The organism is Chromatium okenii, assembly GCF_016583745.1.
Lineage (GTDB): Bacteria > Pseudomonadota > Gammaproteobacteria > Chromatiales > Chromatiaceae > Chromatium > Chromatium okenii.
Window position 1 is genome coordinate 70,021 of the sequence record NZ_NRRQ01000006.1, and the last position, 24,558, is coordinate 94,578.

Sequence of the window (24,558 nt, forward strand, 5' to 3'; positions counted from 1 at the left end):
ATGGCAATCTCAGGCACCCAGTCGCATGTGTCGGCACGTGTGTGGACGGTGATCGCAGTCAGTGCTGCAAATAAAAATAAAGCGAAAAACGAGTTTTTCGCTTGGTGTCAGCGCCGCCATCAAAAGAATTGGCTTGATTGCGGCGCTGCGCGGCGTTTTATACCATGCTCAACTCAATACGGGCAATTGTCCCGCTTTCCCACTCGATTTCTCACAATACCAACAATGAGTGTGCCAATTAAAACACCAGAGGCAATCGAGCGAATGCGCGTTGCCGGTCGCCTCGCCGCCGATGTGCTCGATATGATTGAGCCGCATGTCCAGCCGGGGATCACCACCGATGCGCTCAATGAATTGTGTCATCGCTATATCACTGAAGTGCAAAATGCAGTGGCTGCGCCCCTGAATTATCGTGGCTTTCCCCGGTCAATTTGCACATCGGTCAATCATCAGGTCTGCCACGGGATTCCGAATAGCAAGCGCCTGAAAAAAGGCGATGTGCTCAATATCGACATCACCATCATCAAAGACGGCTATCACGGCGACACCAGCAAGATGTTCTTTGTCGGTGAGCCGTCGGTGCTGGCGCGGCGGTTGGTGACGGTGACGCAGCAGGCAATGCAATTGGGCATTTCCGTCGTGCGTCCCGGCGCGACGCTGGGCGACATCGGTTATGCGATCCAACGCTTTGTCGAACAGCACGGTTATTCGGTGGTGCGCGAATACTGCGGACACGGGATCGGCTACGAATTTCACGAGGAGCCGCAAGTGCTTCACTACGGGAAAGCGGGCACGGGGCTGGTGCTGGAGGCGGGCATGTGTTTCACCATTGAACCGATGGTCAACGCCGGCAAACGCTATATCAAGGTGCTGCCGGATGGCTGGACAGTGATTACCAAAGATCGCAGCCTGTCGGCGCAATGGGAACACACCGTGCTGGTGACGCCTGACGGTCACGACATCCTCACGCTCCGCGCTGAGGAACGTGACGATCCATTGCCATGAATCATTCCGACGCTCCCGCTCCGCTGACCACTGCCGCCACCCCCCCTTTGGAAAAGGGGGGCAGGGGGGATTTATCAAAAGCCGCGCTCACGCCCCTCGCCGTCTATCGGGAACGTCTCCGCACGGATCGAGAGGCGCTGTATCAACAATTTAATCAAGGCGTTCCGGTCGCAGTGCTGGTGCGCCAGCGCAGCCAACAGCTAGATACCGTGCTCCGGCATCTGTGGGCAGATCAGCTCGGTGCGCCGACTGCGGCAGCGTTGATTGCGGTCGGCGGCTACGGGCGTCAAGAGCTGCAACCCGCGTCTGACATTGACATCCTGATTTTAATTGCGCCGGAGTTGGATGCCGCGACCACGACGGCGCTGGAGTGTTTCGTCACCTTTTTGTGGGATTTGCGGCTGGAAATTGGGCACAGCGTGCGCACCGTCGCCGACTGTGTGCAGGAGTCGGAGAAGGATGTCACCGTCATCACCAATCTGATTGAAGCGCGGTGGTTGAGTGGCAATCCGGCGCTGTTTCAAGAGATGCGCGAGGCGATTGCACCCGAGCGGCTGTGGAACAGTGAACGATTTTTTGCGGCGAAAACCGAAGAGCAGCGGCTGCGCTGGGAAAAATACGGCGGCACGGCTTACAACCTCGAACCGAATATCAAAGAAAATCCCGGCGGCTTGCGCGATATTCAAATGATCGGCTGGGTTGCCAAGCGCCATTTTGCGGCTGAGACGTTGCACGATTTGGTCAGCCACGACTTTTTGACCGAAGCCGAACATCACACCTTGATTGAAGGGCAGGCGTTGCTGTGGCGGATTCGTTTTGCGTTGCATCAATTGGTCGGACGCCGTGAAGATCGGCTGTTGTTTGATTATCAGCGCACCTTGGCGGAGCAGTTTGGCTTTTGCGACGGGGCGAATAATCTCGCCGTTGAGCAGTTCATGCAGCAGTACTACCGCACGGTGCAGGAACTCAATCGGCTCAACGAGATGCTGCTGCAATTGTTCCGCGAGGCGATTTTGCTCCACGACGTGCTCGGCCCACCGCAGCCGATTAACAAACGGTTTCAAATCCGCAGCGGTTATTTGGAAGTGACCGCCGCAATGGTGTTTCAACGCACGCCGATTGCGTTGCTGGAAGTGTTCCATCTGCTGCAAACGCGCCCCGAATTGCAGGGCGTCCGCGCCAGCACCATTCGCTTGATCCGTGAAAATCGTCACCGCATTGATGACCGCTTCCGCGCTGATCTCCGCGCCCGCAGCTTGTTTATGGAAATTTTGCGCGAGCCGTTTGGCATCACCGAAGCGATACGGCGGATGAATCGCTACGGCGTGCTGGCGGCGTACATTCCCGCGTTTGCCAACATCGTCGGGCGGATGCAATACGACCTGTTTCACGTCTACACCGTCGATGAGCACACGCTGATGCTGGTGCGCAATCTGCGCCGCTTTGCCAATCCCAAATACGATCACGAGTTTCCGCTGTGCAGCGCGGTGAGCCGGCGGATTCCCAAGCTCGAGTTGCTCTATCTCGCCGGGCTGTTTCACGACATCGCCAAAGGACGTGGCGGCGATCATTCGACGCTTGGAGCGCAGGACGTGACTGCATTTTGCCAAGTACACGGCTTGAGCGAATTTGACACGCGACTGGTGGCGTGGCTGGTGACGCAGCATTTAGTGATGTCGATGACGGCGCAGCGCAAAGACATCAGCGACCCGGAAGTGATTCAAGCGTTTGCGGAAAAGATCGGCGATCCAACGCGGCTGGATTATCTCTATTTGCTCACCGTCGCCGACGCTCGCGCCACCAATCCAGACCGTTGGAACGGGTGGATGGACGCGCTGCTGCGGGAGCTGTATCAGGGCACACGGCGGGCGTTGCTGCGGGGTTTGGACAATCCGCAAGCGCAGGATGATTTGATCGCGCAAAAACAGTCGGAAGGCGTGCGGTTGGTGGCGCGTTACGGCGGCAATGCCGAAGCCTGCGCGGAATTGTGGGGCAAGTGCGGGGTGGATTTTTTCCTGCACCATTCGCCAGACGAAATCGCGTGGCAGACGCGGCAAATTCTGGCTGCCGATCTGGCGCAATTGCCGTTGATTGTGATCCGCCCGCTCACCATGCGCGGCGCGACTGAGATTTTTATTTACACCCACGACCGCACCAATCTGTTTGCGCACACCACCGCGCTGCTGGATCAACGCGGCTTGAGCGTGATGGATGCGCGGGTGATGACGACGACGGACGGGATGGCGATTAACAGTTATCAGGTGCTCGATCACGACGGCAGCCCGATCAATGATCCGCCGCGTATGGCGGAAATTCGGGCGCGGCTGGCGGTGCTGATTGCTGATCCGCAGCGGATTCAAGTCAAGGTAGCGCGGGCGCTCTCGCGGCGACATCGGCATTTTCCGATTGAAACTCGCGTCAGCTTTGCGGTGGACGCGCCCAATCAACGCACCATCATGCGCTTGACGACGTTGGATCGACCGGGCTTGTTGGCCGAGGTGGGCGCGGTGTTTCAGCAGTGCGGGATTCGGCTGCAAAACGCCAAGATCGCCACCGTCGGCGCGGAGGTGGAAGACATCTTTTTCATCACCAACGGCGATGCGACGCCAATCACCTGCCAAACGGCGCTGACGTGTTTACGCCAAGCGATTCACGACCGGCTGGAGTAATCAGCAAAGCCCCCCTTTGAAAAAGGGGGGTTGGGGGGATTTGAGATCGGGCGGTTGGGTGGATTGATCTATCGGCAGTTGGTTCGCAAGCCCACCTACGGTGGGCAAAATCCCCCCAACCCCCCTTTTTCAAAGGGAGGCTTTGATGCCAACTGCTAACGCAATAACGGGTTATTAAAAATGTTGATTCAATTCCAAACTCCCGCCTACGCCACCATCACCATGTTTGGCGATGTGGCGCTCACCCTTATCAAACTGATGGGACACAGCGGCACCGTGCCCGGCGCCTTGCTGGCTTCAGACATTCCCGCTGCGCTGACGCAGTTGCAAGCCGCTGTCGCCGCGCATCCTGAGCAACCGCTTGACCCGGCGACAACAGCAACCGCTGCTGCTGCGGGTCAGCACGTCAGCCTCGCGCATCGCGCCCAGCCGTTGATCGCATTGCTGCAAGCCGCTGCCGCTGCCGGCAACTCCGTGCTGTGGGAACAGGTGTGAATGCAGCAGTGCCCGTGATCGGCGTAGTTGCGCCGAGCGGCAGCGGCAAAACGACCTTGCTGCGGCAACTCGTCGCCGTGCTGCGCCAGCGCGGGCTGCGGATTGGTTATCTCAAACACGCGCATCACAGCTTTGATCTTGACGTGCCCGGCAAAGACAGTTTTGAGCTGCGAGCCGCCGGAGCAGCACAAACGCTGTTGGCGTCACGCGAACGCTGGGCGCTGTTGGTGGAGGAACCGGCGGCAGTTGATCCCGATCTCAACGCGATGCTGGCGCGATTTGAAACCGCACAGCTTGATTTGATTCTGGTGGAAGGCTTCAAACATGCGCGTTATCCGAAAATTGAGGTGTATCGCGCCGCCACCGGGCAACCCGTGTTGTATCCGACTGACCCCGACATCATCGCGGTAGCGAGCGCAGAACCGCTGCCGGTTGTTCCGCATCCGCCGCACTTGCCGTTGCAGGATGTGCCCGCCATTGCCGCATTCATTTTGCGCCAAGTTGCGCACTAACCCGTTGTATGGAAATGGATATCAGCACTGATTTGGCAGCGCCAGCGGATGCTGAAAGCCAAGTGATCGCCGCGCTCCATCACCTCGGCAAGCTCACGCCGGGCGAGCTGGCGCGGGCGCGGCGCTTGGCAGAAGACGGTGGCGATGCGTTATTGCCGCTGGTGCTACGGTTGGGATTGGTCGCCGAGCGCGAGCTGGCGCGGGTGATGGCGGAGGTGTTGGCGTTGCCGTTGGTGGAGGCAAGCGAATTTCCACCTGAAGCGGTGCCCGAAGACGGCGTGAGTGTGCGCTTTCTCAAAGATGCGCGGGCGCTGCCGCTGGCGCTGACGGCTGACACCTTGACGGTGGCGCTGGCCAATCCGTTGGATCAGTTTGTGCCGGCGGCGCTGGCGCTGGCGACGGGCAAAACGATCACGCTCGCGGTCGGATTGCCATCTGATATTGAGGCGGCATTGGTGCGGCTGTACGAGCCGAGCCCAGAGCCGCCGCCGGCGTCAGAAGCGGAATTTGGTGATTTTGCCGAGGAAGATATTGAGCATTTGAAGGATTTAGCCAGCGAAGCGCCGGTGATTCGGATGGTGAATCAGTTGATTCAAAAGGCGGTGGAGGTGCGGGCGTCGGACATTCACATCGAACCCTTTGCTGACGTGTTGAAGGTGCGTTATCGGGTGGACGGGCTGTTGAAAGAGGTGGAAGCCCCGCCGGTGCGTTCGACGGCGGCGATCATTTCACGCATCAAAATTATGGCCAAGCTCAATATCGCCGAGCGCCGTTTGCCGCAGGATGGGCGGATTCCGCTGCGGATGCAGGGGCGGGAGCTGGATTTGCGGATTTCGACCGTGCCGACGATGTTTGGTGAAAGCGTGGTGATGCGGTTGCTGGATAAAGAAAGCGTGCGTTTTGATCTCGATGCGCTGGGCTTTGACGGCGCACCCCGCGAGCGGTTGCGGCAGGTGTTGGAACAGCCGTATGGCATTGTGTTGGTGACAGGCCCGACCGGTTCGGGCAAGAGCACAACGCTGTATACCGCACTGAGTCGCCTGAATACGGAGGCGCATAAAATCATCACGGTGGAGGACCCGGTGGAATATCAGTTGCCGGGCATCAACCAGATTCAGGTGAAAGCGGCGATTGGGATGACGTTTGCCGGGGCGCTGCGGGCAATTGTGCGCCAAGACCCTGACATCATTATGGTAGGCGAAATGCGCGATCTGGAGACGGCGCGGATCGCGGTGCAATCGGCGCTGACTGGGCATGTGGTGTTGTCAACGCTGCACACAAACGATGCCGCCAGTGGGGTGACGCGGTTGCTGGAGATGGGTGTGGAGGATTATCTGCTGACTTCAACCATCAATGGCATTGTGGCGCAGCGGCTGGTGCGACGGTTGTGTCCGCACTGTCGGCAAGCCTATCGGGCGTTGCCGGAATTGGCGGAACGGTTTGCACACACGGCGGGCGTGAGCGGGGCGGTTGATTTACATCGGGCGGTGGGTTGTGCGCTGTGCAATGACAGCGGTTATCGGGGGCGGTTAGTGATTACCGAGGTGCTGCTGATGACCGATCAGATTCGTAAAGCAGTGCTGGCGCACGCGACGGCAACGGAGATTCGCCGATTAGCGGTGGTGGAAGGCATGGAGACGATGTATCAAGACGGGCTGCGCAAAGCGTTAGATGGTCGCACGACGATTGAAGAAGTGTTGCGAGTAGCTGCCGCAGATTAACAACAATGGCGCAAGAAAACGGGCGCAATAAAAAACCCTCAATTCCGTTAAAAGAACTGAGGGTTTTTAATAGCGAAGATTATTTATTAAACATAAAAAACTACGCTACGCACGACACTGAAAATAACAGCGCCGCAATGCAAACAGCTTACTGTGCAACGGTGGTTGCAGCAGATGCTGGTGCGACTACAGCAGCAGGAGTCTTCACACGAACGGAATCCTTCCAGCCGTAGCCTGGCAGAGCCAGTGCATAGCTATGAATCATCCACATTTGAACGAACAGAATACCAAAGAAAGGAACCATCCACGTTGCTGGATTGATAACAGTCCAAATTTTCCAATCTTCTTCAGGATGATTGGGTGCAGCAATGGAAGGATCGGCGAGCATAACTGGAACTTGCATTTAGATATCTCCTAACTCAAATAAAGAGGCTCAACGAGAACCAGCGGCTCAAATTAGAACCAGGGTTGATAAACCCAAGTAGCTACATGAACGGCGCAGGCGATCATCACCCAGCTCCAAGTACCATGCTTCCAATGCTCATGGAATTCTTTTGCTTGTGCGTCGGTCAAACCAGACAGGTTAGCCATGAAAATATCTCCAGCGTGAGAGTGGGTAGCCATTTCGGCTCGTGATAGGCTCACTAAGCATCAGCACCATAAAACTAGCGATCAATGTTGCCGTGTTGCCTGCGATACCTTGAGTGTTAGTTTAACCTGACACAAGCCGGTGTCAAGTTGAATTTACACGCACCGCGATTGAGGACGCTGCGCCAGTGCTGTGGGCATGAAAAAACCCGTTACTGCAACAGCAACGGGTTTGATCAATGTGTGGCGGAGAGAGAGGGATTCGAACCCCCGGACCCTTACGAATCAACGGTTTTCAAGACCGCCGCTTTAAACCACTCAGCCATCTCTCCGGTTATCTAAAGATGCGTGGACATTCGTCTTAAACTACGCCTCTATCTGACGGCGGCAATCATAACCCATGATGCGCCGCTGTCCCAATAGCGTTATTTTTCACTCGCCAATTTTTAGGATGATCCATGACCACCGCTGACACCACCGCCCGTCTCGCTCGCCTGCACAACATCATTGAAGACCTCTTGAAAGAAGCCAAACGCCAAGGTGCCAGCGCCGCTGAAGCCGCCGTTGGCAGCAGTGCCGGTTTAGAGGTCGCAGTGCGGCTCGGTGAAGTCGAAACGGTCGAACACACCCGCGACAACGGGCTGGGCATCACCGTCTATTTCGGGCACCGCAAAGGCTCATCCAGCACCTCCGATCTCAGTCCCACCGCCGTGCGCGATGCCGTCACAGCCGCCTGCGTCATCGCCCAGCACACGCAAGAAGACCCCTGCGCTCATCTCGCCGATCCCGCGCTGTTGGCAACGGATGTGCCCGATCTCGATCTGTATCATCCTTGGGCAGTGACAGTTGACGACGCCATCGCGCTCGCCGTCGCCTGTGAAGACGCCGCTCGCGCCTACGATTCGCGCATCGTCAATTCCGATGGCGCCAGCTTTTCCTCCCAATTCGGCATTCACGCCGTCGGCAACAGTCACGGCTTCATCGGCGGCTATCCCACCACTCATCACAGCCTCGACTGCGCCGTGATTGGACAAGCTGGCGACCAGATGCAGCGCGATGCGTGGTGGACGACCGCTCGCTGTGGACAAGAGCTTGATTCTGCGCAACAAGTTGGTGAACGCGCCGCCCAGCGCACTCTCGCCCGCCTCGGCGCACGACGCCTCGACACCCGCGACGCGCCCGTCTTATTTCAAGCGGAAGTGGCGACCGGCTTATTGCGCAGCCTGATGTCCGCGATCAGCGGCGGCAGCATTTATCGCCGCTCCAGCTTTTTGCTTGACCACCTCGGCGAGCGCATTTTTCCCGATTTCGTCCGCATTCACGAAGAGCCGCACCTGCGACGCGGACTCGCCAGCGCCCCCTTTGACGGCGATGGCGTCGCCACCCGCGCCAAAGATTTAATCAACGCCGGCGTCTTGCAAACCTATTTACTCAGCGTCTATTCCGGCTGCCGCCTCAATTTGCCGACCACCGGCAACGCCGGTGGCGTTCGCAATTTGCGCGTTGACATGGGCACACACGACCGCGCCGCCCTGCTGCGTTTAATGGGCACCGGCTTGATGGTCACTGAATTGATGGGACAAGGCGTCAATCTCGTTACCGGCGATTATTCACGCGGCGCAACGGGATTCTGGGTTGAAAATGGCGAAATTCAATTTCCCGTCGAAGAAATCACCATTGCCGGTAATCTCAAAACCATGTTTGCGGGATTAGTCGCCATTGGCAATGACTGCGATTTCCCCGGCAGCGTGCGTACCGGCTCATGGTTAATTGACCGGATGACTATTGCTGGAGAATAAAAAGTGCGGGCGTGTTATTCTAAGCGTTAAGAATCGCTTTAATTGAAGACCGTTTCTCAGGATTATTGGCAATGACTTACGATTCAACGAATATCAAAGTATTAAGAGGTTTGGACGCCGTGCGCAAGCGTCCGGGCATGTATATTGGCGACACCGATGATGGGACTGGTTTACATCACATGGTGTTTGAAGTCGTCGATAACGCCATTGATGAAGCGCTTGCTGGTCATTGCACCAATATCAACGTGATTTTACATAGCGACAATTCAGTATCAGTGCGTGATGACGGGCGTGGCATTCCAGTTGATATTCATGCTGAAGAAAACCGCTCCGCAGCAGAAGTCATTATGACGATTTTGCACGCTGGCGGTAAGTTTGACGACAATTCTTATAAAGTGTCGGGCGGTTTACATGGCGTCGGCGTTTCAGTGGTCAATGCGTTATCGGAGCGGTTAATTCTGCGCATTTATCGCGGCGGTTGGGCGTATGAACAGGAATATCATCTCGGCGTGCCACAATACCCACTGCGTCAAGTTGCCGAAACCACGCAAAAAGGCACAGAGGTACGGTTTTATCCCTCAGATACCATCTTCACGCATTTAGATTTTCACTACGACATTCTCGCCAAACGGCTGCGAGAATTATCGTTTTTGAATTCTGGCGTGCGGATTTCACTGCTTGATGAAGCCAGCGAACGCAGCGATGTATTTGAATATCAGGGCGGGATTCGTGCTTTCGTTGAAAACCTGAATCAGAATAAAGAAGCGATTCATCCCACCGTCATTTATTTCAGCACCGAACGCAATACAGTTGGCGTCGAGCTGGCGATTCAATGGAACAGCAGCTATCAAGAAACGATCTTTTGTTATACCAACACCATTCCGCAAAAAGACGGCGGCACCCATTTAGCTGGTTTTCGCGCCGCCTTAACGCGCACCTTAAACGGTTATATTGAACGCGAAGGCTTGGATCGTACTCAAAAGATTCACCCGATTGGTGACGATGCGCGAGAAGGATTAACTGCCGTATTATCCGTCAAGGTGCCTGATCCTAAATTCTCCTCCCAGACCAAAGACAAACTGGTCTCCTCCGAAGTAAAAGGGATTGTTGAATCATTAGTGGTTGAACAATTGAATTTATTTCTCGAAGAACAGCCGGCAGAAGCGAAGATCATCGCTAATAAAATGCTTGATGCAGCGCGGGCACGAGAAGCAGCGCGGAAGGCGCGGGAAATGACGCGCCGCAAAGGTGTGCTTGATATTGCGGGTTTGCCGGGCAAGTTAGCGGATTGTCAGGAAAAAGACCCCGCAAAATCAGAGTTATATCTGGTTGAGGGTGATTCAGCAGGTGGTTCCGCCAAACAAGGACGTGATCGTTCTTTTCAAGCGATTTTACCGTTAAAAGGTAAAATTTTGAATGTTGAAAAAGCGCGTTTTGACAAGATGCTGGCATCAGCAGAAGTGGGAACTTTAATTACGGCGCTGGGCTGTGGTATTGGGCGGGAAGAATACAACCCTGATAACCTGCGTTATCACCGCATCATTATTATGACTGACGCTGATGTCGATGGTGCGCATATTCGCACGTTGTTATTGACCTTCTTTTATCGCCAGATGCCAGAACTGGTTGAGCGTGGTTATATTTATATCGCGCAACCGCCATTATTCAAGCTCAAAAAAGGCAAACAAGAAACTTACCTTCTTGATGAAGCGGCGCTCAATCGGGCGATGTTACAAACGGCGCTAGATGATGCCGATTTATTCGTCACTGCTAACGCGCCGCCATTAGCACGGACGGCGTTGGAAACGTTGGCGCGTGATTACAATGTCGTTATGAAGATCATTCGGCGCTTGGCACGACGCTATGATGTCGTCTTTTTAGAAGAATTAACCCGCTTGCCTGCCGTCACCGAAGCAGTAATTACCGACAATGCCGCATTTCAAACATGGTGCAATGATTTAGAACAACGCCTCAATCAACATGATTCATTAGCACTGCATTATCGGGTAAGCGGCATTTTTGATTCCATATCCGCATTGCCAACCGCGCTTGAATTAACCCGTTTGGTGCATGGCATTCCTGAATCACGCTTGATTCCGATTGAATTTTTCCGTTCTGGCGATTATGCCAAGATCGTTGAATTTGGGCACACGCTGACCGGATTATTACAGCCAGATGCGTATATGACTCGCGGTGAGCGCAGTAAAGCAATTAACGATTTGGGCGAAGGGATTCGCTGGTTATTGGCAGAAGCGCAGCGTGGCACCAGCACGCAACGCTATAAAGGTTTGGGTGAAATGAATCCCGAACAATTGTGGGAAACGACGATGAACCCACAAATGCGGCGATTATTGCGCGTGACAATTGAAGATGCAGTTGCAGCAGATGCGATTTTCACGACGTTAATGGGCGATCAAGTAGAGCCACGGCGTTTATTTATTGAAAGGAACGCGCTGAACGTTGGCAATTTAGACGTTTAAACCCATCACACCAAACCTACAAAAAGAACGCATGATTTTTGGGGTTGGTTAAAAGCGCGATTTCCGCAGCAATGCTTACTGAAAAAAGCCCCGTTTTGAACAACGGGGCTTTTTATCTTCCAAAAATCTACTTATTCACAGTTTCAAGCTGTACTTTTTCAATTAAAGCGTCAGCAATTTTTAATAAATCTTCCTGCGTTTTTGCCGCATTGCCAAGCACCACATAACGTCCGCCAACAATTATAGTCGGCACCGCGTTGATTTCATAACGAGTGGTCAATGCTTCGCTACGATTCAAGCGCATCTGCACATCAAAAGACTCAAATGCTGCTGTAAATGTGTTCACATCTGCACCTTGCTTATTAAGCCACTCAGTCATCGCCGCCACCGTAAATAGTTTGACTCGTTGGTGGTGAAGCGCATCAAACACCAATTGATCGAATTGTTCTAGTTGCGCAGTGCTATCTAATGCAAAATAAAGTTTTGCTAAATTCACCCATGCGCCGCGCCCAAAGGTCACTGGCAAGCGCCGCAAGACAACATTGGCAGGGAGTTTTTGTGCCCAAGGCTTTAATAAACGATTTAATTCAGCACAATGCGGGCAACCATAGGAAAAAAACTCTAAAACCTCAATTTTATCTTTCGTATCGCTAGGTTGTGGCGGATCAATGCGACGCCAATCTCGACCTTCTAATAATTCTTCGGCAGTTGCTGAAAAGACTGGCATTAGGGTAGCGGCAGCACAGAATGCCAGTATAGAACGATAAAACTGTCGGCGAGTAACGCTCATTTATCTCTCCAAAAAATAAAAGTATTGCAGGTATAATTTATGACTGTTTTTGCATCCAAAATTGATACATGCCAGCAAAGGTTTCTGGGTATCTTGCTTCAAATTCCGTCCAGTGGTTTAAGTTAGTTGCCGTAGGATCATCTGGAAAACAATTGAGATATGCGTTGCTGACATTTTGATCGACAACGAAACCAAGGAATTTGAGTTGAAAGCGATCTATTATTTCTGCGAGTTGTTGTAGCGTGAAATAATGTTCATTAACGTGAAAAATAAGATCACGACAGCCGCTGAGGGTAAAAAAATCACTACTTGTTGCCAATTGCCGATAGTCAGTTTGATCGCGTTGCGTCATCAATTCTTGACGGCAGCGTCGAATATCTTCTGGAGTTGCATGATAACCGCGTTGAGCAATGAACTCTCGCGCTTTTACAATGGCAGTTCGGGCGTGCTGACTATACAAACCGAGTGATAAAAAGCCACCCGGACGCAAATGTGATAACAGTATTTCCCAACCGACGAGCGGAGCTTCTAAATGATGCAATACGCCAGCAGATTCAATAAGATCAAACTGCATATCTAGTGCGTTGAATTGTAAAATGTCAGCTTGGGCATAACGTAAATTTTTAATCCCTAATTCAGCAGTTTTGCGCTGGGCATAACCGAGACTGTGCAACGATAAATCAATAGCCAATACCTGTGCATCTGGAAACCGTTGCGCGGTGTTAATTGAATGCTGACCAGTGCCGCAGCCTGCAATTAAAATTTCAGTGCCATGATGTTTATTCAATGGCGTAAACGGTACCTGTGGGAATTGTTGACGCACAAACGCATCAATTGTTAACGGTGACAAAATTTGATTGGTTTTTACCCAACGCGGATACGGATTTTCTTCATATTGATTTTTAACAAGTGCAGAAATTCCAGTGTTAATTTCGGTTAAACGCGGCATTGCTTGGCAATACGCATTTTGTTCTTGCGGTTCACGCAGATGTTGAATAAGAATCTCAGTAACTAGCTGCGACCAATTCTGAGATAAGAGATTTTCTGCTTTGGGTAACCGCTCAAGTGAACAATATGCTGCTAGCGCGATTAAATGTGGCGCGAATATGGGTAATTGCTGCATGAGCGCAACGGTCATTGCACTTTCTAATGCAGTAATACGCCTATTTTCTTCTTCAGTGACACTGAATACGTATTCATTTAAGTAACATTGCAAGGCTAAGGCTTGCAATAACTGTACACGCGGGCTGCTATCCACATATAAAGCACTATTGTATGCCACATCATTTAGCATTGCATGGCGCAATAGCGTCAACAGGCGTTCCAATTCTAAATCACACACTGACATGGTAACCAATACGGTCATCAGCAATTCATCAGTGATGAGCGCATCTAATTCTGCTGCGCTCAATAATTCCGACAATGACACTCGCGTTGATTGCAGTGTAGCACTGCGCTGGATGGCGTGTTGAATAATTGGATTCAGTTTAATAAAATCACTGCAAATTTTAGTGAGTTTGCCCGGATAAGACCAACCTTCTTTTAACGCCCGCAATAGCATTTGGCGCACATTCGCTGCATCACTCGCAAAATGCAGTTGTTGCGCACACTGCACATAATTAAATTTTGCTTTAACGAAATCTGGTTTTAATTCAATTGCGCGGTGATGATGCGGCAATGCGTCTTCCGGCCGTCCCAAATCTTGTAATATCAACCCCAAATTATTATGTGCCTGTGCAAAGTTTGGTTTTAATGCTAATGCTTGCACATAATCATTCAATGCTTCGTTAAGACGGCGTAACGTTTTTAGAACATTGGCGCGATCATTGAAAATAATCGCTGAATGCGGTTTTAAGGTGAGCGCCCGCGTTAATTCAATTAACCCTTCTTCATAGCGACCGAGCTGTGCTAACGCATTACCACGATTGGCGACCGCACTTGCATAATCTGGCTGTAATACCAAGGCTTGGGTAAAGTAAGCCATTGCTTCTTCAATACGATGCGCACTTTGTAATGCTTTACCAAGGCTATTCAAACACTCAGAATCATGTGGCGCGAGTTCAACTGCACGTTGTATGACAGGCAATGCTTCTGCTTGACGTTCCAATGCTAATAGCACCGTTCCCAGTGCTTTCCAGCTAAACGCGGCGGCGGGATAACGGTTAATAAGTTGATGGGCGAATGCTTCAGCATCAACAAATTTTTCAGCATTAAATAATGCTACCAACATCTCCTGTTCAGACAATGATGGCGCTGCGGTTTGATTGGATGATTTGCGCGGGCGGAATGGTGATTTTGTCGTGGCATTGTGCATAATGATTATTTCACTGGCACATAATACAACCAAGCATCTTGATCGACTTTTAGATCAATTAAACTGGTATTGAGCACATCGAGATGTACATAAATGGGAGTGCCAGCCGGAATGATAATGCCATAACCGGCAGGAAAAGAAATGCTGGTATTGGTAATGTTTGAACCCAGATAAGTGCTGCCTGATTTTGCTTCATAATCGAATAAACCCGGTCCTGCGTATTTCATCCGAAAAATGCACCCTTGCGCTCCGCCGCCGTGACACTGATACATTTCTGGGCGCGTGCTGACTTCCAAATCGGTATACAAATCAATATCGGCTTGCTCTGCAACCACTGCGCCTAAAATTGCAACTGCTGTTTCTGGAATCCATACGCCAGCGCGATCAACATGACAGGTTGTGCCGCGCTGACACAATCCAGTCGTTGCTTTAATCACTGCGGTGTGTAGCGGTTGAATTTCGCCGCTGTTCGCCGTTGTCATACCAATTAACGTCAGTGTCGCCAGTATACCGCGCCAGCTCGCATTGATTAAATCATGCTGTTTTGATTTCATTGTGTTCATTATTCTTTCAGCGGATTAAGCGCATCATCAAGATTGAAATTGGGCGTGTGACCGGCAGTGACATATACCGCCCGTTCAGCGACCGTCGTGGCGCGATCTGCGACGCGCTCATAATTGTGTACGATCCATAATAAATAGGTGCCAATTAACGCGAAGCCGGCATCAACTTGCATTCGATCTAATACCCGCTGCACCAATGCCGCTTCATCCCGATCCACTTGCGCTTCTAACATGACTGCTGCGCGTGCAGTGAGTTCATCGCCATTGGAAGTGAAAACATCCAATGCCGCAGTGAACATTGTAATGGCATTATCTGCGACATCCAGAATGGCAGCGACTGGTTCTGAGGGTAATGGAATATCGCCAATTTTAAGCATGATGCTGGCAATATCGGCGGCATAATCGCCAATGCGTTCTAATTCAGAAAGGAGTTCCATGCAGGAACCAAGAGCGCGTAAATCTTCGCCAGCCGGTTTATACGCTGCTAATGTGACTAAACATTGCTGCTCAAGATCACGTCGTTGTTGATTGATGTCCGCATCAGCGGCGATGATTTCCGCAGCTAAACTGAGATCATGGGTGTGTAAACAGATGACTGATTGTTGTAAGGCTTGCGTGACGCGCAACCCCATATTTCCAATTGCTGATTGCAAATGAAAACGCTTTTTTTGCACTAAACTGATCGCATCAGGCATGGCTCCATCCTCATTAACAAACAAGCAACTGGTGCGCAAAGAATGCGCATGGTTCCCATAAATCGTCAAGCAATTGTGCTTATCGCATCATCGCAGTGAGTTATTGGCACAAAAACCTAACGTTGGTTTCAACCCCGCACTCCGGTAGACTCTTACCGGTCTACTGATTTTTGAGGTGCTGCAATGTCACTGTTAGCCATTATCGGCGGTTCGGGGTTTGCCACGATGCCTGCGTTGCAGGTGTCGGAAGCGCGCACGGTGGACACGCCGTATGGCGCAACCTCTGCACCCTTGCTGCGCGGGCAGCTCGGCAAGCGGGAGGTGTTATTCCTGCCGCGTCACGGAGCGGCGCATCATCTGCCGCCGCATTGTGTCAACTATCGCGCCAATTTGTGGGCGCTGCGGGCGCAAGGTGCGACGCAGATTGTGGCACTAGCGGCGGTCGGCGGCATCACGCCGCGCTTTAGTCCGACCACGTTGGCGATTCCTGACCAAATCATCGACTACACCTACGGGCGCGACCACACCCTGTATGACGGGACGAGCGCGGGCGTCGATCATGTCGATATGACTGCGCCGTATTGCGAGGCGCTGCGCGAGGCGTTAATCAGCGCCTGCGCTCGCGTTGGTCAGGCAGTCGTCGCTGATGGCACCTATGGCGCGACGCAAGGGCCGCGTTTGGAGACTGCTGCTGAAATCCGCCGCTGTGAACGCGACGGCTGCGATCTCGTCGGCATGACCGGAATGCCGGAAGCGGGGCTGGCGCGGGAACTGGGGCTTTGTTATGCCAGCTTGGCATTTGTCGTCAATTGGGCAGCCGGCAAGAGTGACGGCATCATTACGATGCAAGAAATTGAGGATAATCTCGCTGGGTGCGCGGAGCGCATTGTGACCGTGTTGACCAGCTTGGCAGCACAAATTGCCAGTACAACTACAATAAACGATTGATCTCTAATGATATTTTAGGAGTATTTTTCCAATGGCTGATGATACCGAAACGACAACCACAACGGCTCCCAAAAGTCGGCTCAAACCCAAACCGCAACCCAAGCCGCGCTCGACCTTCGGCTTTTTCCCCAAACTGATTCTCTGGGGCGTGGTGCTGACTTTTGGTTATCTCTACCTGACCTCGCTGGAAGAAGATAGCCAAGCTGTTTCCAAATTAGTGCAAAAAATCAGCGATTTAAGCCCGATTCCGTTGACGGCGCTGCCGGGCATGGAACCGAAATCGCCACCACCTGCGCCCGCGCAGCAAGCTGCCGCACCTGCGCCAGCGGTGCATTCTCCTGCGCCCAAACCAGCAGAAGTGGCAGCACCAGTGGTCGCTGCACCAGCGCCAGCTGCCGCCCCGGAAACGACTGCATTTGCCAACTCGCTGCTGAACAAAGAAGCAGCGCCAGCCGCTGTGACACCAGCTCCGGCTCCGCCAACGGCAGCACCAGCTTCGGCGGCACCTGTTGCTGTCGCCGTCCAGCCTGCACCGCAACCGCAATTTCAACCGCGTGCGGCAGCGCCAGCCGCGCCGCTGTATCAACAGCCAGCTCCCCAGCCGCAAGATTGGGAGGCGATGATGCAGCAACAAGCCATGATGCAAGCGCAATATGCAGCGATGCGGCGTCAGGCTGACGAGCGGATGCGCCAGTATTGGGAACGGATGCCGCAGGCTCCGGCAGCGCCCGTTGCCCCCAACGTGATGCCCTACGGATACCCCGGTTATCCAACAGGCGGCGGATATCCCGCTGGATATTTACCACCGCGTTGAGCGGGTTGATTGACAGCGCGAGATGCAGCGACATTCGCATCTCGCGCTGACGGCAGTGCGGTTGCGCGGTCTAGGTGAAAAGACTACTATCCTGTGGCTTAAAGCAGGTGAATTTGACCCCACCTGCGCTGTTTTAATTTAAGACCCCGTTACGGGGTTTTTTTATCGTTTTCAAACGGCTGGCAACGCTTGCTGTGACGAGCGATGCAATCAGTGCTTGGGCCAGATGGCCCAATTTTTTTGTTTTTTTGACAGGTTGAATCATGCTGGCGGCAGATAGTTCCCTCACTCTTTTAGCGCAGCGCGTCGTCGAACCACTGGGGTTTGAACTCGTGGGCGTGGAACTGTTCCAGCACGGAGCTGGTGCCACGCTGCGGGTTTATATCGATCATGCGCAGGGCATCACGCTGGACGATTGCAGCGCGGTGAGTCACCAGTTGAGCGGGGTGCTGGATGTCGAAGACCCGTTGCCGGGGCACTACGATTTAGAAATTTCATCGCCGGGTTTGGATCGCCCACTGGTCTTTCCGGCACATTTTGTACGCTTTATCGATCATCGTGTTCGCATCCGATTGACTGAAAAATTGGAGGGACGGCGCAAATTTGATGGTCTGCTGCGGGGATATGCGTCCGGGATCGTGACCTTGGAAGCCGATGATCGGCTATGGGCGCTGCCGCTGGCGCAGATCGACACCGCCCGCGTGGTGGCAGATTTTCGTGCGTCTCCCGCCGCAGTCGCTGACCATGTGGCGTGATGGAACGAACGGTTTGAGTTGGATAAAAATGGCATGAGTAAAGAGATTCTGCTGGTCGTTGAGGCCGTTTCCAACGAAAAGGACGTGCCTGCGCAAGTAATTTTTGAAGCCATCGAAGCGGCGCTGGCGTCGGCGACCCGCAAAAAGCAGGGCGGGGATGTGGACGTGCGGGTGTTGATTGACCGCAAAACTGGCGATTACCGCACTTTTCGGCGCTGGGAAATCGTCACCGATCCCGATGGCGGTCTCGATGCGCCATCCCGCCAGATCACGGCATCTGCGGCGGCAATACTGGAACCGACTTTGAACGTCGGCGAGTTTATTGAAGAAGAAATCGAGTCGGAGTTGTTTGGGCGCATCGCCGCGCAAACCGCAAAACAGGTGATCGTGCAAAAGGTGCGCGATGCCGAACGCGCCAAGGTGGTGTCTAGTTTTGTCGAGCGCAAAGGTCAGCTTGTAACTGGCATCGTGAAAAAATCCGAGCGCGGTTCAATCTTGCTTGATCTCGGCAATAACGCAGAGGCGATTATCTCCCGCGAGCATTTGATTCCCCGTGAATCTGTCCGCGCTGGCGACCGGATGCGCGGCTATTTGTATGACGTGCGCTCAGAAGTGAAAGGCCCGCAACTGTTTGTCAGCCGCACCGCGCCGGAATTGCTGATCGAATTATTCAAGCTGGAAGTGCCGGAAGTCGGCGAGGGCTTGATTCAAATTCTCGGTGCCGCCCGCGATCCCGGCTCCCGCGCCAAAATCGCCGTGCGCACCACCGATCCGCGCATTGATCCGGTAGGTGCCTGCGTGGGAATGCGCGGAGCGCGGGTGCAGGCGGTGTCGAATGAACTCAACGGCGAGCGCGTGGACATCATTCTGTGGGATGACAATCCGGCGCAGTTCGTGATTAACGCCATGTCGCCGGCCGATGTCGTGTCTATCGTCATCGACGAGGAATCCCGCAGCATGGATGTGGCGGTGAAAGAGGAGAATTTGGCGCAAGCGATTGGTCGTTTTGGGCAAAATGTGCGCCTCGCGACCCAGTTGAGTGGTTGGGAACTCAACGTGATGAATGAGCAGGATGCGGCGGTCAAAAGTGAACAGGAAGCGCGGCGCTCGGTGCAAAATTTTGTGACCCAGCTCGGCGTGGACGAAACCGTCGCTGCCGTGTTGGTTGAGGAAGGATTTACCACTGTTGACGAGGTGGCTTATGTGCCCCTCGCCGAGATGCAGGCAATCGACGATTTTGATGATGACACCATTGAGATGCTGCGCGAACGTGCCAACGACGTGTTGTTGACCCGCGCCATTGCATCTGAAGAAGGCGTCAGACCAACGCTGGCTGCGGAACTGCTGGCGCTGGCTGATATGGATGACACGCTGGCCGAGGCGTTAGCAGCGCGGGGCGTTGTGACCCTAGACGATCTCGCCGAACAGTCCGTTGACGAACTCATGGACATTGCAGGCATGGATGCGGAGCGGGCAGGCCGCTTAATTATGAAGGCACGCGAACCTTGGTTCGCCGACGCCGCCGAGGAATAGAGGTAAAGATCAATCCATGAGTGAAGTCACGGTCAAACAACTTGCGGCATCAATTGGCATTCCGATTGAGCGCCTCCTCACCCAACTGAATGAAGCCGGCATTAGCGCCAGCGGTGCAGATGCCACGCTGACGGAACAGGAGAAGGTCAAGCTCCTTGGCTATCTGCGCCGCAGTCACGGTAAAGAAACCGATGATGGTGCCGCCGCGCCCAATCAGGTCACGATCAAGCGCAAATCCGTCAGCGAGCTGCGCCAAACCCCACCGGCTCCGCGCAGCACTGCTGGCGTCCGTCCGGCGCCCCCAGCGCGAGGCGGTAAAACCGTGAGCGTGGAGGTGCGCCGCAAACGGACTTACGTCAAGCGCGATGGCGATGGTGCCGCTCCTGCTGCGCCAGCCACTCCCGCGCCGACCACGTCGGCACCAACTGCTTCTGCACCGCCCTCATCGCGCCGTCAATCTGAGCGTCCGCCCCGGCGGGAACGGGCACCTGCGCCACCGGTGTATGACGAAATGCGCCGGCGTACCGAGCTGCAAGCCTTGCGGGCAGAGCAGGAAGCGCGGCGGTTTGCTGAATTAGAAAATGAAGAATTGCGCTCGCGTGAAGAGGCTGTGCGGCGTCGCGCTGCGGAAGAGGTGCGCAAAGCTGAGGAAGAAGTGCGGCGGCAAGCTGAAGAAGTTGCCCGCATTGAAGCCGAACGACTTGCGGTATTAGCCGCAGCCGAAGCTGCGGCACAACAAGCGGCGCTTGAAGCGGCAGCGCCGGTTGAAGCGGCAGCGCCGGTTGAGGTGGCAGTAGTTGAGGCTGCGCCAGCTCCAGTCGATGCTGTTGCTGTTGTGATTGATGAGCCAGCAGTGGCCGCAGCTCCGGTAGTGGCACCGCGCCCCAGAGCTGCGCCCGCTGCCCGACGTCCAGCATCTTCTGCTCCCGGTGCCAGTGCTGCGCCAGCACCGCCGCGTCGCGCTGAAACTGCCAACAAGCCGGTGAAAAAGAGTGGCGTTAAAAAACCGGCTGAGGTGGAGGAAAAAGAAAAGGATCGTGCCGTTAAAAAGGCTCCGCGCAAGGATTCCACGCGAGTGCGGGAGCTGATCGTGACGCCTCGCGCTGCCGATTATGAAGAAGTTGAAGCCGGGCTGGCTGGCAATCGCGGAATGCGGCGGCGGAAAAAGACCAAGCCGGAGTTGCAGGATAAGCACGTTTTTCAAAAACCGACTGCGCCAGTCGTGCGCGAGGTTGAGATTCCTGAGCTGATTAGCGTGGCGGAATTGGCCAATCGGATGTCGATCAAGGGTTCAGTGGTCATCAAGGAACTGTTTAAGCAGGGCATGATGGTCACGATTAACCAGATGCTGGATCGGGACACCGCCACGCTGGTGGTTGAGGAACTTGGTCATACGCCAGTGATTGCTGATCTGCGTGATGCGGAAGGGACGTTGCTGGATGAAATGCAGGAACAGGTCGATCAAACCGAATCACTGCCGCGTCCGCCGGTCGTGACGATCATGGGTCACGTCGATCACGGTAAAACCTCGCTGTTGGATTACATCCGCCGTACTCGCGTTGCCTCTGGTGAAGCGGGCGGAATCACCCAGCATATCGGCGCGTATCACGTCGAAACGGCGAAGGGCACGGTGTCATTTTTGGACACACCCGGTCACGCAGCGTTCTCGGCAATGCGGGCGCGGGGCGCGAAGGTCACTGACATCGTGATTCTGGTGGTTGCAGCCGACGATGGCGTGATGCCGCAGACAATTGAGGCGATTCAACACGCCCGCGCTGCGAAAGCGCCGTTAATTGTCGCGCTCAATAAGATGGATAAACCTGCCGCCAATCCTGACAAGGTGATTCAGGAACTCAGCCAGCACGAGGTGCAGGTTGAGGAATGGGGCGGCGATACGATGCTGGTGCGGGTGTCGGCAAAAAGCGGTTTGGGCATTGACGATCTGTTGGATGCGATTCTGCTGCAGGCCGAAGTGCTCGAACTCAAAGCGCCAATTGATGGCCCGGCACGCGGCGCGATTGTGGAGTCCAGCCTTGATAAGGGACGCGGGCCGGTGGCGACGGTGCTGGTGCAAAGCGGCACTTTGCGGCGTGGCGACATCATTGTCAGCGGCGGCGAATATGGTCGCGTGCGGGCGATGTTCAATGAAGCTGGCGCTCCGGTCGAATCGGCGGGGCCGTCAATTCCGGTGCAGGTGCTGGGTTTATCCGGCACGCCCAAAGCTGGCGATGATGTGATGGTGGTCAGCGATGAGCGGCGGGCGCGTGAAGTGGCGGAATTCCGCTCGGCGCGGTCGCGGCAAAGTCGTTTCGATGAACAGCGCGGCGTCAGTCTCGATCAACTCTTTTTGCAGATCAAAGATGGCGAGCAAAAGAGCGTCAATATCATTCTGAAAGCCGACGTGCAGGGCAGTTTGGAGGCGCTCAAAGACAGCTTGCTGAAGCTGGCGAACGATGAGGTCAAGCTGGCGATTGTCGCTTCTGGCGTCGGTGGTCTCACCGAGTCGGATGCCAATCTCGCGGTCACGTCGAGCGCGATCTTGCTGGGTTTCAACGTCCGCGCTGATGCCAGTGCGCGGCGCATCGTCGAGGAAAAAGGTCTCGATCTGCGTTACTACAGCATCATTTATGAGCTGATTGATGATGTGAAAAAGGCGATTTCGGGCTTGCTCAGTCCGATTGTCACCGAGGAAATCATCGGGCTGGCGCAGGTGCGCGACGTGTTCCGTTCGTCGAAATATGGCGCAATTGCTGGCTGTTTAGTGACTGAGGGCGCGATTCGCCGCAGCAGCCCGATTCGGGTGCTGCGCAATAACGTCGTGGTTTATGAAGGTGCGTTGGAATCGCTGCGGCGATTTAAGGATGACGTGCCTGAAGTCAAGGCGGGCACCGAGTGCGGTATTGGCGTCAAGAATTACAACGATGTGCAGCCCGGCGATCAAATTGAAGTGTTTGAGCGCACCGAACGGGCGCGGGTGCTGTAAGCGTGAAGGCGTTTTCCCGCACTGATCGGATTGGAACGGAATTGCGCCGCGAGTTGGCGCAATTGCTGCGCGATCAAGTCCGCGATCCGCGTCTCGCCAACATTACGGTACACGAGGTGCGGGTGACGCGAGATTTGGCGCACGCCAAAGTCTTTTTCACCTGCTTTGGAAATGATGACGCGGAGCAATCTGCCAAAACGCAGGAGCGGCTGCTCAACGGTCGTTTGGCGGGTTTTCTCCGCCACGCGCTGGCGCAAACGGTGCAACTGCGCACGATTCCGCAACTGCATTTTGTCTTTGATGAATCAATTGGTTACGGCGAACGGTTATCCACGTTGATCGACCAAGCGGTCGCAAATCCAATACAACAAGGATCGAAACCGACCGAGGAGCAGCAACTATGAGCCGTCGCCGTAATTCAGGTCGAAATATCACCGGCATTCTGTTGCTCGATAAGCCGCTGCATCTCAGCTCGAACGATGCGCTGCAACGGGTCAAGCGGATTTATCGCGCCGCCAAAGCCGGTCACACCGGCAGTCTTGATCCGCTGGCGACGGGTTTGTTGCCGTGCTGTTTGGGCGATGCCACCAAGTTTTCTGCGTTTTTATTGGATGCCGATAAATGGTATCGGGTGCGCGTGCGGCTGGGTGTGACCACGACGACGGCTGATGCCGAAGGCGAAATCGTGGCGACGCTGCCGGTGGAAAACGTTGATGCAGCGCGGATTGAAACGGTGCTGCGCGGGTTTCGCGGCAGCATTCAGCAGATGCCGCCGATGCACTCGGCGCTCAAACACAACGGGCAGCGGCTGTACAAACTGGCGCGGCAAGGCATTGAAGTTGAACGTCAACCGCGTCCAATTGAGATTTTTGCGTTGGAGCTTCTCAGCATCGACCTGCCGGAAATTGAGCTGAATGTGCATTGCTCCAAAGGGACTTATGTCCGCACGTTGGCCGAAGATATTGGGCGCGAACTCGGTTGCGGTGGGCACGTCAGCCAACTGCGGCGCACCGGCGTGGGTCCGTATCTGGAAGCGGAAATGCCTTTTGTGACGCTGGATGAGATTGCAACGATGGCAGATGACGACACGCCGCAGCGATTGGATGCGCACTTGCTGGCGCTGGATTCGGCGCTCGGGCACTGGCCAGCAGTGAAATTGAGTGCAGATGCAGCGTTTTATCTCGGTCAAGGTCAGGCAGTGCTCATTCCGCAAGCGCCAACTTCGGGTCTTGTGCGGCTTTATGATCCGTCGCAGAAATTCATCGGCGTCGGAACTATTGCGGATGATGGAAAAGTACAGCCGAAGCGATTGATTTAATCCAAATCCAATACAACAAGGATTGAAATCTGACGATGGATAAAGTGCCGCCCAAACACTTGATTTAAACATCAAATCCAATACAACAAGGATTGAAAAAAACAACACCATCCAACCCTATTTCCCTGATGTCATTGTTGGGGAAATTGTATTGAATCATTTGATTCAATACGGGTTTTTACCACTCTCATTTATGGAGAATTGCAATGACAATGACCGCAGCAGATAAGAAAAAAGTCGTCGATGAATATGCGCGTGGCGCTGGCGATACCGGTTCCCCTGAAGTGCAGGTTGCATTATTGACCGCTCGCATTTTGCAATTGACCGGGCATTTCAAAGAACACAAACATGACCATCATTCGCGGCGTGGTTTGGTACACATGGTGAATGCTCGCCGCAAATTGCTCGATTACCTCAAGCGCAAAGACATCGACCGTTACCGCGATTTGATTGCGCGTTTGGGTCTGCGTCGCTAAATCCCCCCAACCCCCCTTTTCCAAAGGGGGGCTTTTTGCACGAGGGGCAAGGTGAGATCACAGTTCGTCTTAACCCTTTTGTCTTGACCTTTGAATTTAC

The 24,558-nt window shown here is 54.0% G+C and carries 22 protein-coding genes and 1 tRNA gene; 16 read left to right on the forward strand and 7 right to left on the reverse strand.

Annotated features, from left to right (window positions below; genetic code table 11):
* The first annotated feature begins 61 nt into the window (after positions 1–61).
* The 6 genes from CKO12_RS03625 (at position 62) to gspE (ending at position 6,402) form a co-directional block, all read left to right on the forward strand.
* Positions 62–229, forward strand: a complete 168-nt coding sequence (locus tag CKO12_RS03625; protein WP_200153370.1) for a hypothetical protein — start codon at positions 62–64, stop codon at positions 227–229.
* Positions 226–1,005, forward strand: coding sequence for a type I methionyl aminopeptidase (gene map, locus CKO12_RS03630; protein ID WP_200153371.1), 780 nt, complete (start codon positions 226–228; stop codon positions 1,003–1,005). The genes CKO12_RS03625 and map overlap by 4 nt, the downstream gene beginning before the upstream one ends.
* Positions 1,002–3,674 (forward strand): [protein-PII] uridylyltransferase, encoded by a 2,673-nt coding sequence (glnD, locus tag CKO12_RS03635; protein ID WP_200153372.1) that lies wholly within the window; start codon positions 1,002–1,004, stop codon positions 3,672–3,674. Before map ends, glnD begins: the two co-directional genes overlap by 4 nt.
* 180 nt (positions 3,675–3,854) lie before the next feature.
* A complete protein-coding gene (locus CKO12_RS03640) occupies positions 3,855–4,169 on the forward strand; it encodes a DUF1840 domain-containing protein (protein ID WP_200153373.1) in 315 nt (104 codons plus the stop codon).
* A complete protein-coding gene (gene mobB, locus CKO12_RS03645) occupies positions 4,166–4,681 on the forward strand; it encodes a molybdopterin-guanine dinucleotide biosynthesis protein B (RefSeq protein WP_200153374.1) in 516 nt (171 codons plus the stop codon). Before CKO12_RS03640 ends, mobB begins: the two co-directional genes overlap by 4 nt.
* A gap of 14 nt (positions 4,682–4,695) precedes the next feature.
* Positions 4,696–6,402: a type II secretion system ATPase GspE gene (gene gspE / locus CKO12_RS03650; protein WP_200153375.1), complete on the forward strand. Its 1,707-nt coding sequence runs from the start codon at positions 4,696–4,698 to the stop codon at positions 6,400–6,402.
* Between the two features lie 148 nt (positions 6,403–6,550).
* On the opposite strand, the gene pufA is transcribed toward gspE, so the two are convergent.
* From pufA to CKO12_RS03665, 3 genes are all read right to left on the reverse strand, one after another.
* Positions 6,551–6,805, reverse strand: coding sequence for a light-harvesting antenna LH1, alpha subunit (pufA, locus tag CKO12_RS03655; RefSeq protein ID WP_200153376.1), 255 nt, complete (start codon positions 6,803–6,805; stop codon positions 6,551–6,553).
* Positions 6,806–6,858: 53 nt separating this feature from the next.
* Positions 6,859–6,993, reverse strand: a complete 135-nt coding sequence (pufB, locus tag CKO12_RS03660) for a light-harvesting antenna LH1, beta subunit (RefSeq protein ID WP_200153377.1) — start codon at positions 6,991–6,993, stop codon at positions 6,859–6,861.
* 241 nt (positions 6,994–7,234) lie between these two features.
* Positions 7,235–7,322 (reverse strand) — tRNA-Ser (locus CKO12_RS03665).
* A 126-nt stretch (positions 7,323–7,448) separates the two neighbouring features.
* Between CKO12_RS03665 and pmbA the strand changes: the two genes are divergently transcribed.
* Both pmbA and gyrB read left to right on the forward strand, forming a co-directional pair.
* A complete protein-coding gene (gene pmbA / locus CKO12_RS03670; protein ID WP_200153378.1) occupies positions 7,449–8,789 on the forward strand; it encodes a metalloprotease PmbA in 1,341 nt (446 codons plus the stop codon).
* Between the two features lie 71 nt (positions 8,790–8,860).
* A complete protein-coding gene (gene gyrB, locus CKO12_RS03675) occupies positions 8,861–11,269 on the forward strand; it encodes a DNA topoisomerase (ATP-hydrolyzing) subunit B (RefSeq protein WP_200153379.1) in 2,409 nt (802 codons plus the stop codon).
* 127 nt (positions 11,270–11,396) lie between these two features.
* Here the strand turns inward: gyrB and CKO12_RS03680 are convergent, their stop codons facing one another.
* Genes CKO12_RS03680 through phoU form a run of 4 tightly spaced genes read right to left on the reverse strand, consistent with a single transcriptional unit; the run spans position 11,397 to position 15,631 of the window.
* Positions 11,397–12,059, reverse strand: a complete 663-nt coding sequence (locus tag CKO12_RS03680; protein WP_200153380.1) for a thiol:disulfide interchange protein DsbA/DsbL — start codon at positions 12,057–12,059, stop codon at positions 11,397–11,399.
* 37 nt (positions 12,060–12,096) lie between these two features.
* Positions 12,097–14,373: a tetratricopeptide repeat protein gene (locus CKO12_RS03685; RefSeq protein WP_200153381.1), complete on the reverse strand. Its 2,277-nt coding sequence runs from the start codon at positions 14,371–14,373 to the stop codon at positions 12,097–12,099.
* A 5-nt stretch (positions 14,374–14,378) separates the two neighbouring features.
* The gene (locus CKO12_RS03690) at positions 14,379–14,936 is read right to left on the reverse strand and encodes a hypothetical protein (protein WP_242466189.1); all 558 of its coding nucleotides are present in this window, start codon (positions 14,934–14,936) and stop codon (positions 14,379–14,381) included.
* On the reverse strand, positions 14,936–15,631 hold the full coding sequence (gene phoU / locus CKO12_RS03695) for a phosphate signaling complex protein PhoU (protein WP_200153382.1): 696 nt from the start codon (positions 15,629–15,631) through the stop codon (positions 14,936–14,938). The genes CKO12_RS03690 and phoU overlap by 1 nt, the downstream gene beginning before the upstream one ends.
* Before the next feature lie 183 nt (positions 15,632–15,814).
* On the opposite strand from phoU, the gene CKO12_RS03700 reads away from it, so the two are divergent.
* The 8 genes from CKO12_RS03700 (at position 15,815) to rpsO (ending at position 24,458) form a co-directional block, all read left to right on the forward strand.
* Positions 15,815–16,579, forward strand: a complete 765-nt coding sequence (locus tag CKO12_RS03700) for an S-methyl-5'-thioinosine phosphorylase (RefSeq protein ID WP_200153383.1) — start codon at positions 15,815–15,817, stop codon at positions 16,577–16,579.
* A 31-nt stretch (positions 16,580–16,610) separates the two neighbouring features.
* Complete coding sequence (locus tag CKO12_RS03705) at positions 16,611–17,393, forward strand: hypothetical protein (RefSeq protein ID WP_200153384.1); 783 nt, start codon at positions 16,611–16,613, stop codon at positions 17,391–17,393.
* A gap of 263 nt (positions 17,394–17,656) precedes the next feature.
* Entirely contained in the window at positions 17,657–18,148 is a 492-nt protein-coding gene (rimP, locus tag CKO12_RS03710) for a ribosome maturation factor RimP (RefSeq protein ID WP_200153385.1), read from the forward strand.
* 33 nt (positions 18,149–18,181) lie between these two features.
* Positions 18,182–19,681, forward strand: a complete 1,500-nt coding sequence (nusA, locus tag CKO12_RS03715) for a transcription termination factor NusA (RefSeq protein WP_200153386.1) — start codon at positions 18,182–18,184, stop codon at positions 19,679–19,681.
* 16 nt (positions 19,682–19,697) lie between these two features.
* Positions 19,698–22,664: a translation initiation factor IF-2 gene (gene infB, locus CKO12_RS03720; protein WP_200153387.1), complete on the forward strand. Its 2,967-nt coding sequence runs from the start codon at positions 19,698–19,700 to the stop codon at positions 22,662–22,664.
* 2 nt (positions 22,665–22,666) lie between these two features.
* Positions 22,667–23,068, forward strand: a complete 402-nt coding sequence (gene rbfA, locus CKO12_RS03725; RefSeq protein WP_200153388.1) for a 30S ribosome-binding factor RbfA — start codon at positions 22,667–22,669, stop codon at positions 23,066–23,068.
* Entirely contained in the window at positions 23,065–23,982 is a 918-nt protein-coding gene (gene truB, locus CKO12_RS03730) for a tRNA pseudouridine(55) synthase TruB (RefSeq protein ID WP_200153389.1), read from the forward strand. The genes rbfA and truB overlap by 4 nt, the downstream gene beginning before the upstream one ends.
* 206 nt (positions 23,983–24,188) lie before the next feature.
* The gene (gene rpsO / locus CKO12_RS03735) at positions 24,189–24,458 is read left to right on the forward strand and encodes a 30S ribosomal protein S15 (protein WP_200153390.1); all 270 of its coding nucleotides are present in this window, start codon (positions 24,189–24,191) and stop codon (positions 24,456–24,458) included.
* Positions 24,459–24,558: the final 100 nt, after the last annotated feature.

Bases quoted from the DNA above. Each gene is read 5' to 3' on its own strand.
- map (WP_200153371.1), top strand. From the start codon at position 226: ATGAGTGTGCCAATTAAAACACCAGAGGCAATCGAGCGAATGCGCGTT.
- glnD (WP_200153372.1), top strand. From the start codon at position 1,002: ATGAATCATTCCGACGCTCCCGCTCCGCTGACCACTGCCGCCACCCCC.
- CKO12_RS03640 (WP_200153373.1), top strand. From the start codon at position 3,855: ATGTTGATTCAATTCCAAACTCCCGCCTACGCCACCATCACCATGTTT.
- gspE (WP_200153375.1), top strand. From the start codon at position 4,696: ATGGATATCAGCACTGATTTGGCAGCGCCAGCGGATGCTGAAAGCCAA.
- pufA (WP_200153376.1), bottom strand. From the start codon at position 6,805: ATGCAAGTTCCAGTTATGCTCGCCGATCCTTCCATTGCTGCACCCAAT.
- pufB (WP_200153377.1), bottom strand. From the start codon at position 6,993: ATGGCTAACCTGTCTGGTTTGACCGACGCACAAGCAAAAGAATTCCAT.
- pmbA (WP_200153378.1), top strand. From the start codon at position 7,449: ATGACCACCGCTGACACCACCGCCCGTCTCGCTCGCCTGCACAACATC.
- gyrB (WP_200153379.1), top strand. From the start codon at position 8,861: ATGACTTACGATTCAACGAATATCAAAGTATTAAGAGGTTTGGACGCC.
- CKO12_RS03680 (WP_200153380.1), bottom strand. From the start codon at position 12,059: ATGAGCGTTACTCGCCGACAGTTTTATCGTTCTATACTGGCATTCTGT.
- CKO12_RS03685 (WP_200153381.1), bottom strand. From the start codon at position 14,373: ATGCACAATGCCACGACAAAATCACCATTCCGCCCGCGCAAATCATCC.
- CKO12_RS03690 (WP_242466189.1), bottom strand. From the start codon at position 14,936: ATGAACACAATGAAATCAAAACAGCATGATTTAATCAATGCGAGCTGG.
- phoU (WP_200153382.1), bottom strand. From the start codon at position 15,631: ATGCCTGATGCGATCAGTTTAGTGCAAAAAAAGCGTTTTCATTTGCAA.
- CKO12_RS03700 (WP_200153383.1), top strand. From the start codon at position 15,815: ATGTCACTGTTAGCCATTATCGGCGGTTCGGGGTTTGCCACGATGCCT.
- CKO12_RS03705 (WP_200153384.1), top strand. From the start codon at position 16,611: ATGGCTGATGATACCGAAACGACAACCACAACGGCTCCCAAAAGTCGG.
- rimP (WP_200153385.1), top strand. From the start codon at position 17,657: ATGCTGGCGGCAGATAGTTCCCTCACTCTTTTAGCGCAGCGCGTCGTC.
- nusA (WP_200153386.1), top strand. From the start codon at position 18,182: ATGAGTAAAGAGATTCTGCTGGTCGTTGAGGCCGTTTCCAACGAAAAG.
- infB (WP_200153387.1), top strand. From the start codon at position 19,698: ATGAGTGAAGTCACGGTCAAACAACTTGCGGCATCAATTGGCATTCCG.
- truB (WP_200153389.1), top strand. From the start codon at position 23,065: ATGAGCCGTCGCCGTAATTCAGGTCGAAATATCACCGGCATTCTGTTG.
- rpsO (WP_200153390.1), top strand. From the start codon at position 24,189: ATGACAATGACCGCAGCAGATAAGAAAAAAGTCGTCGATGAATATGCG.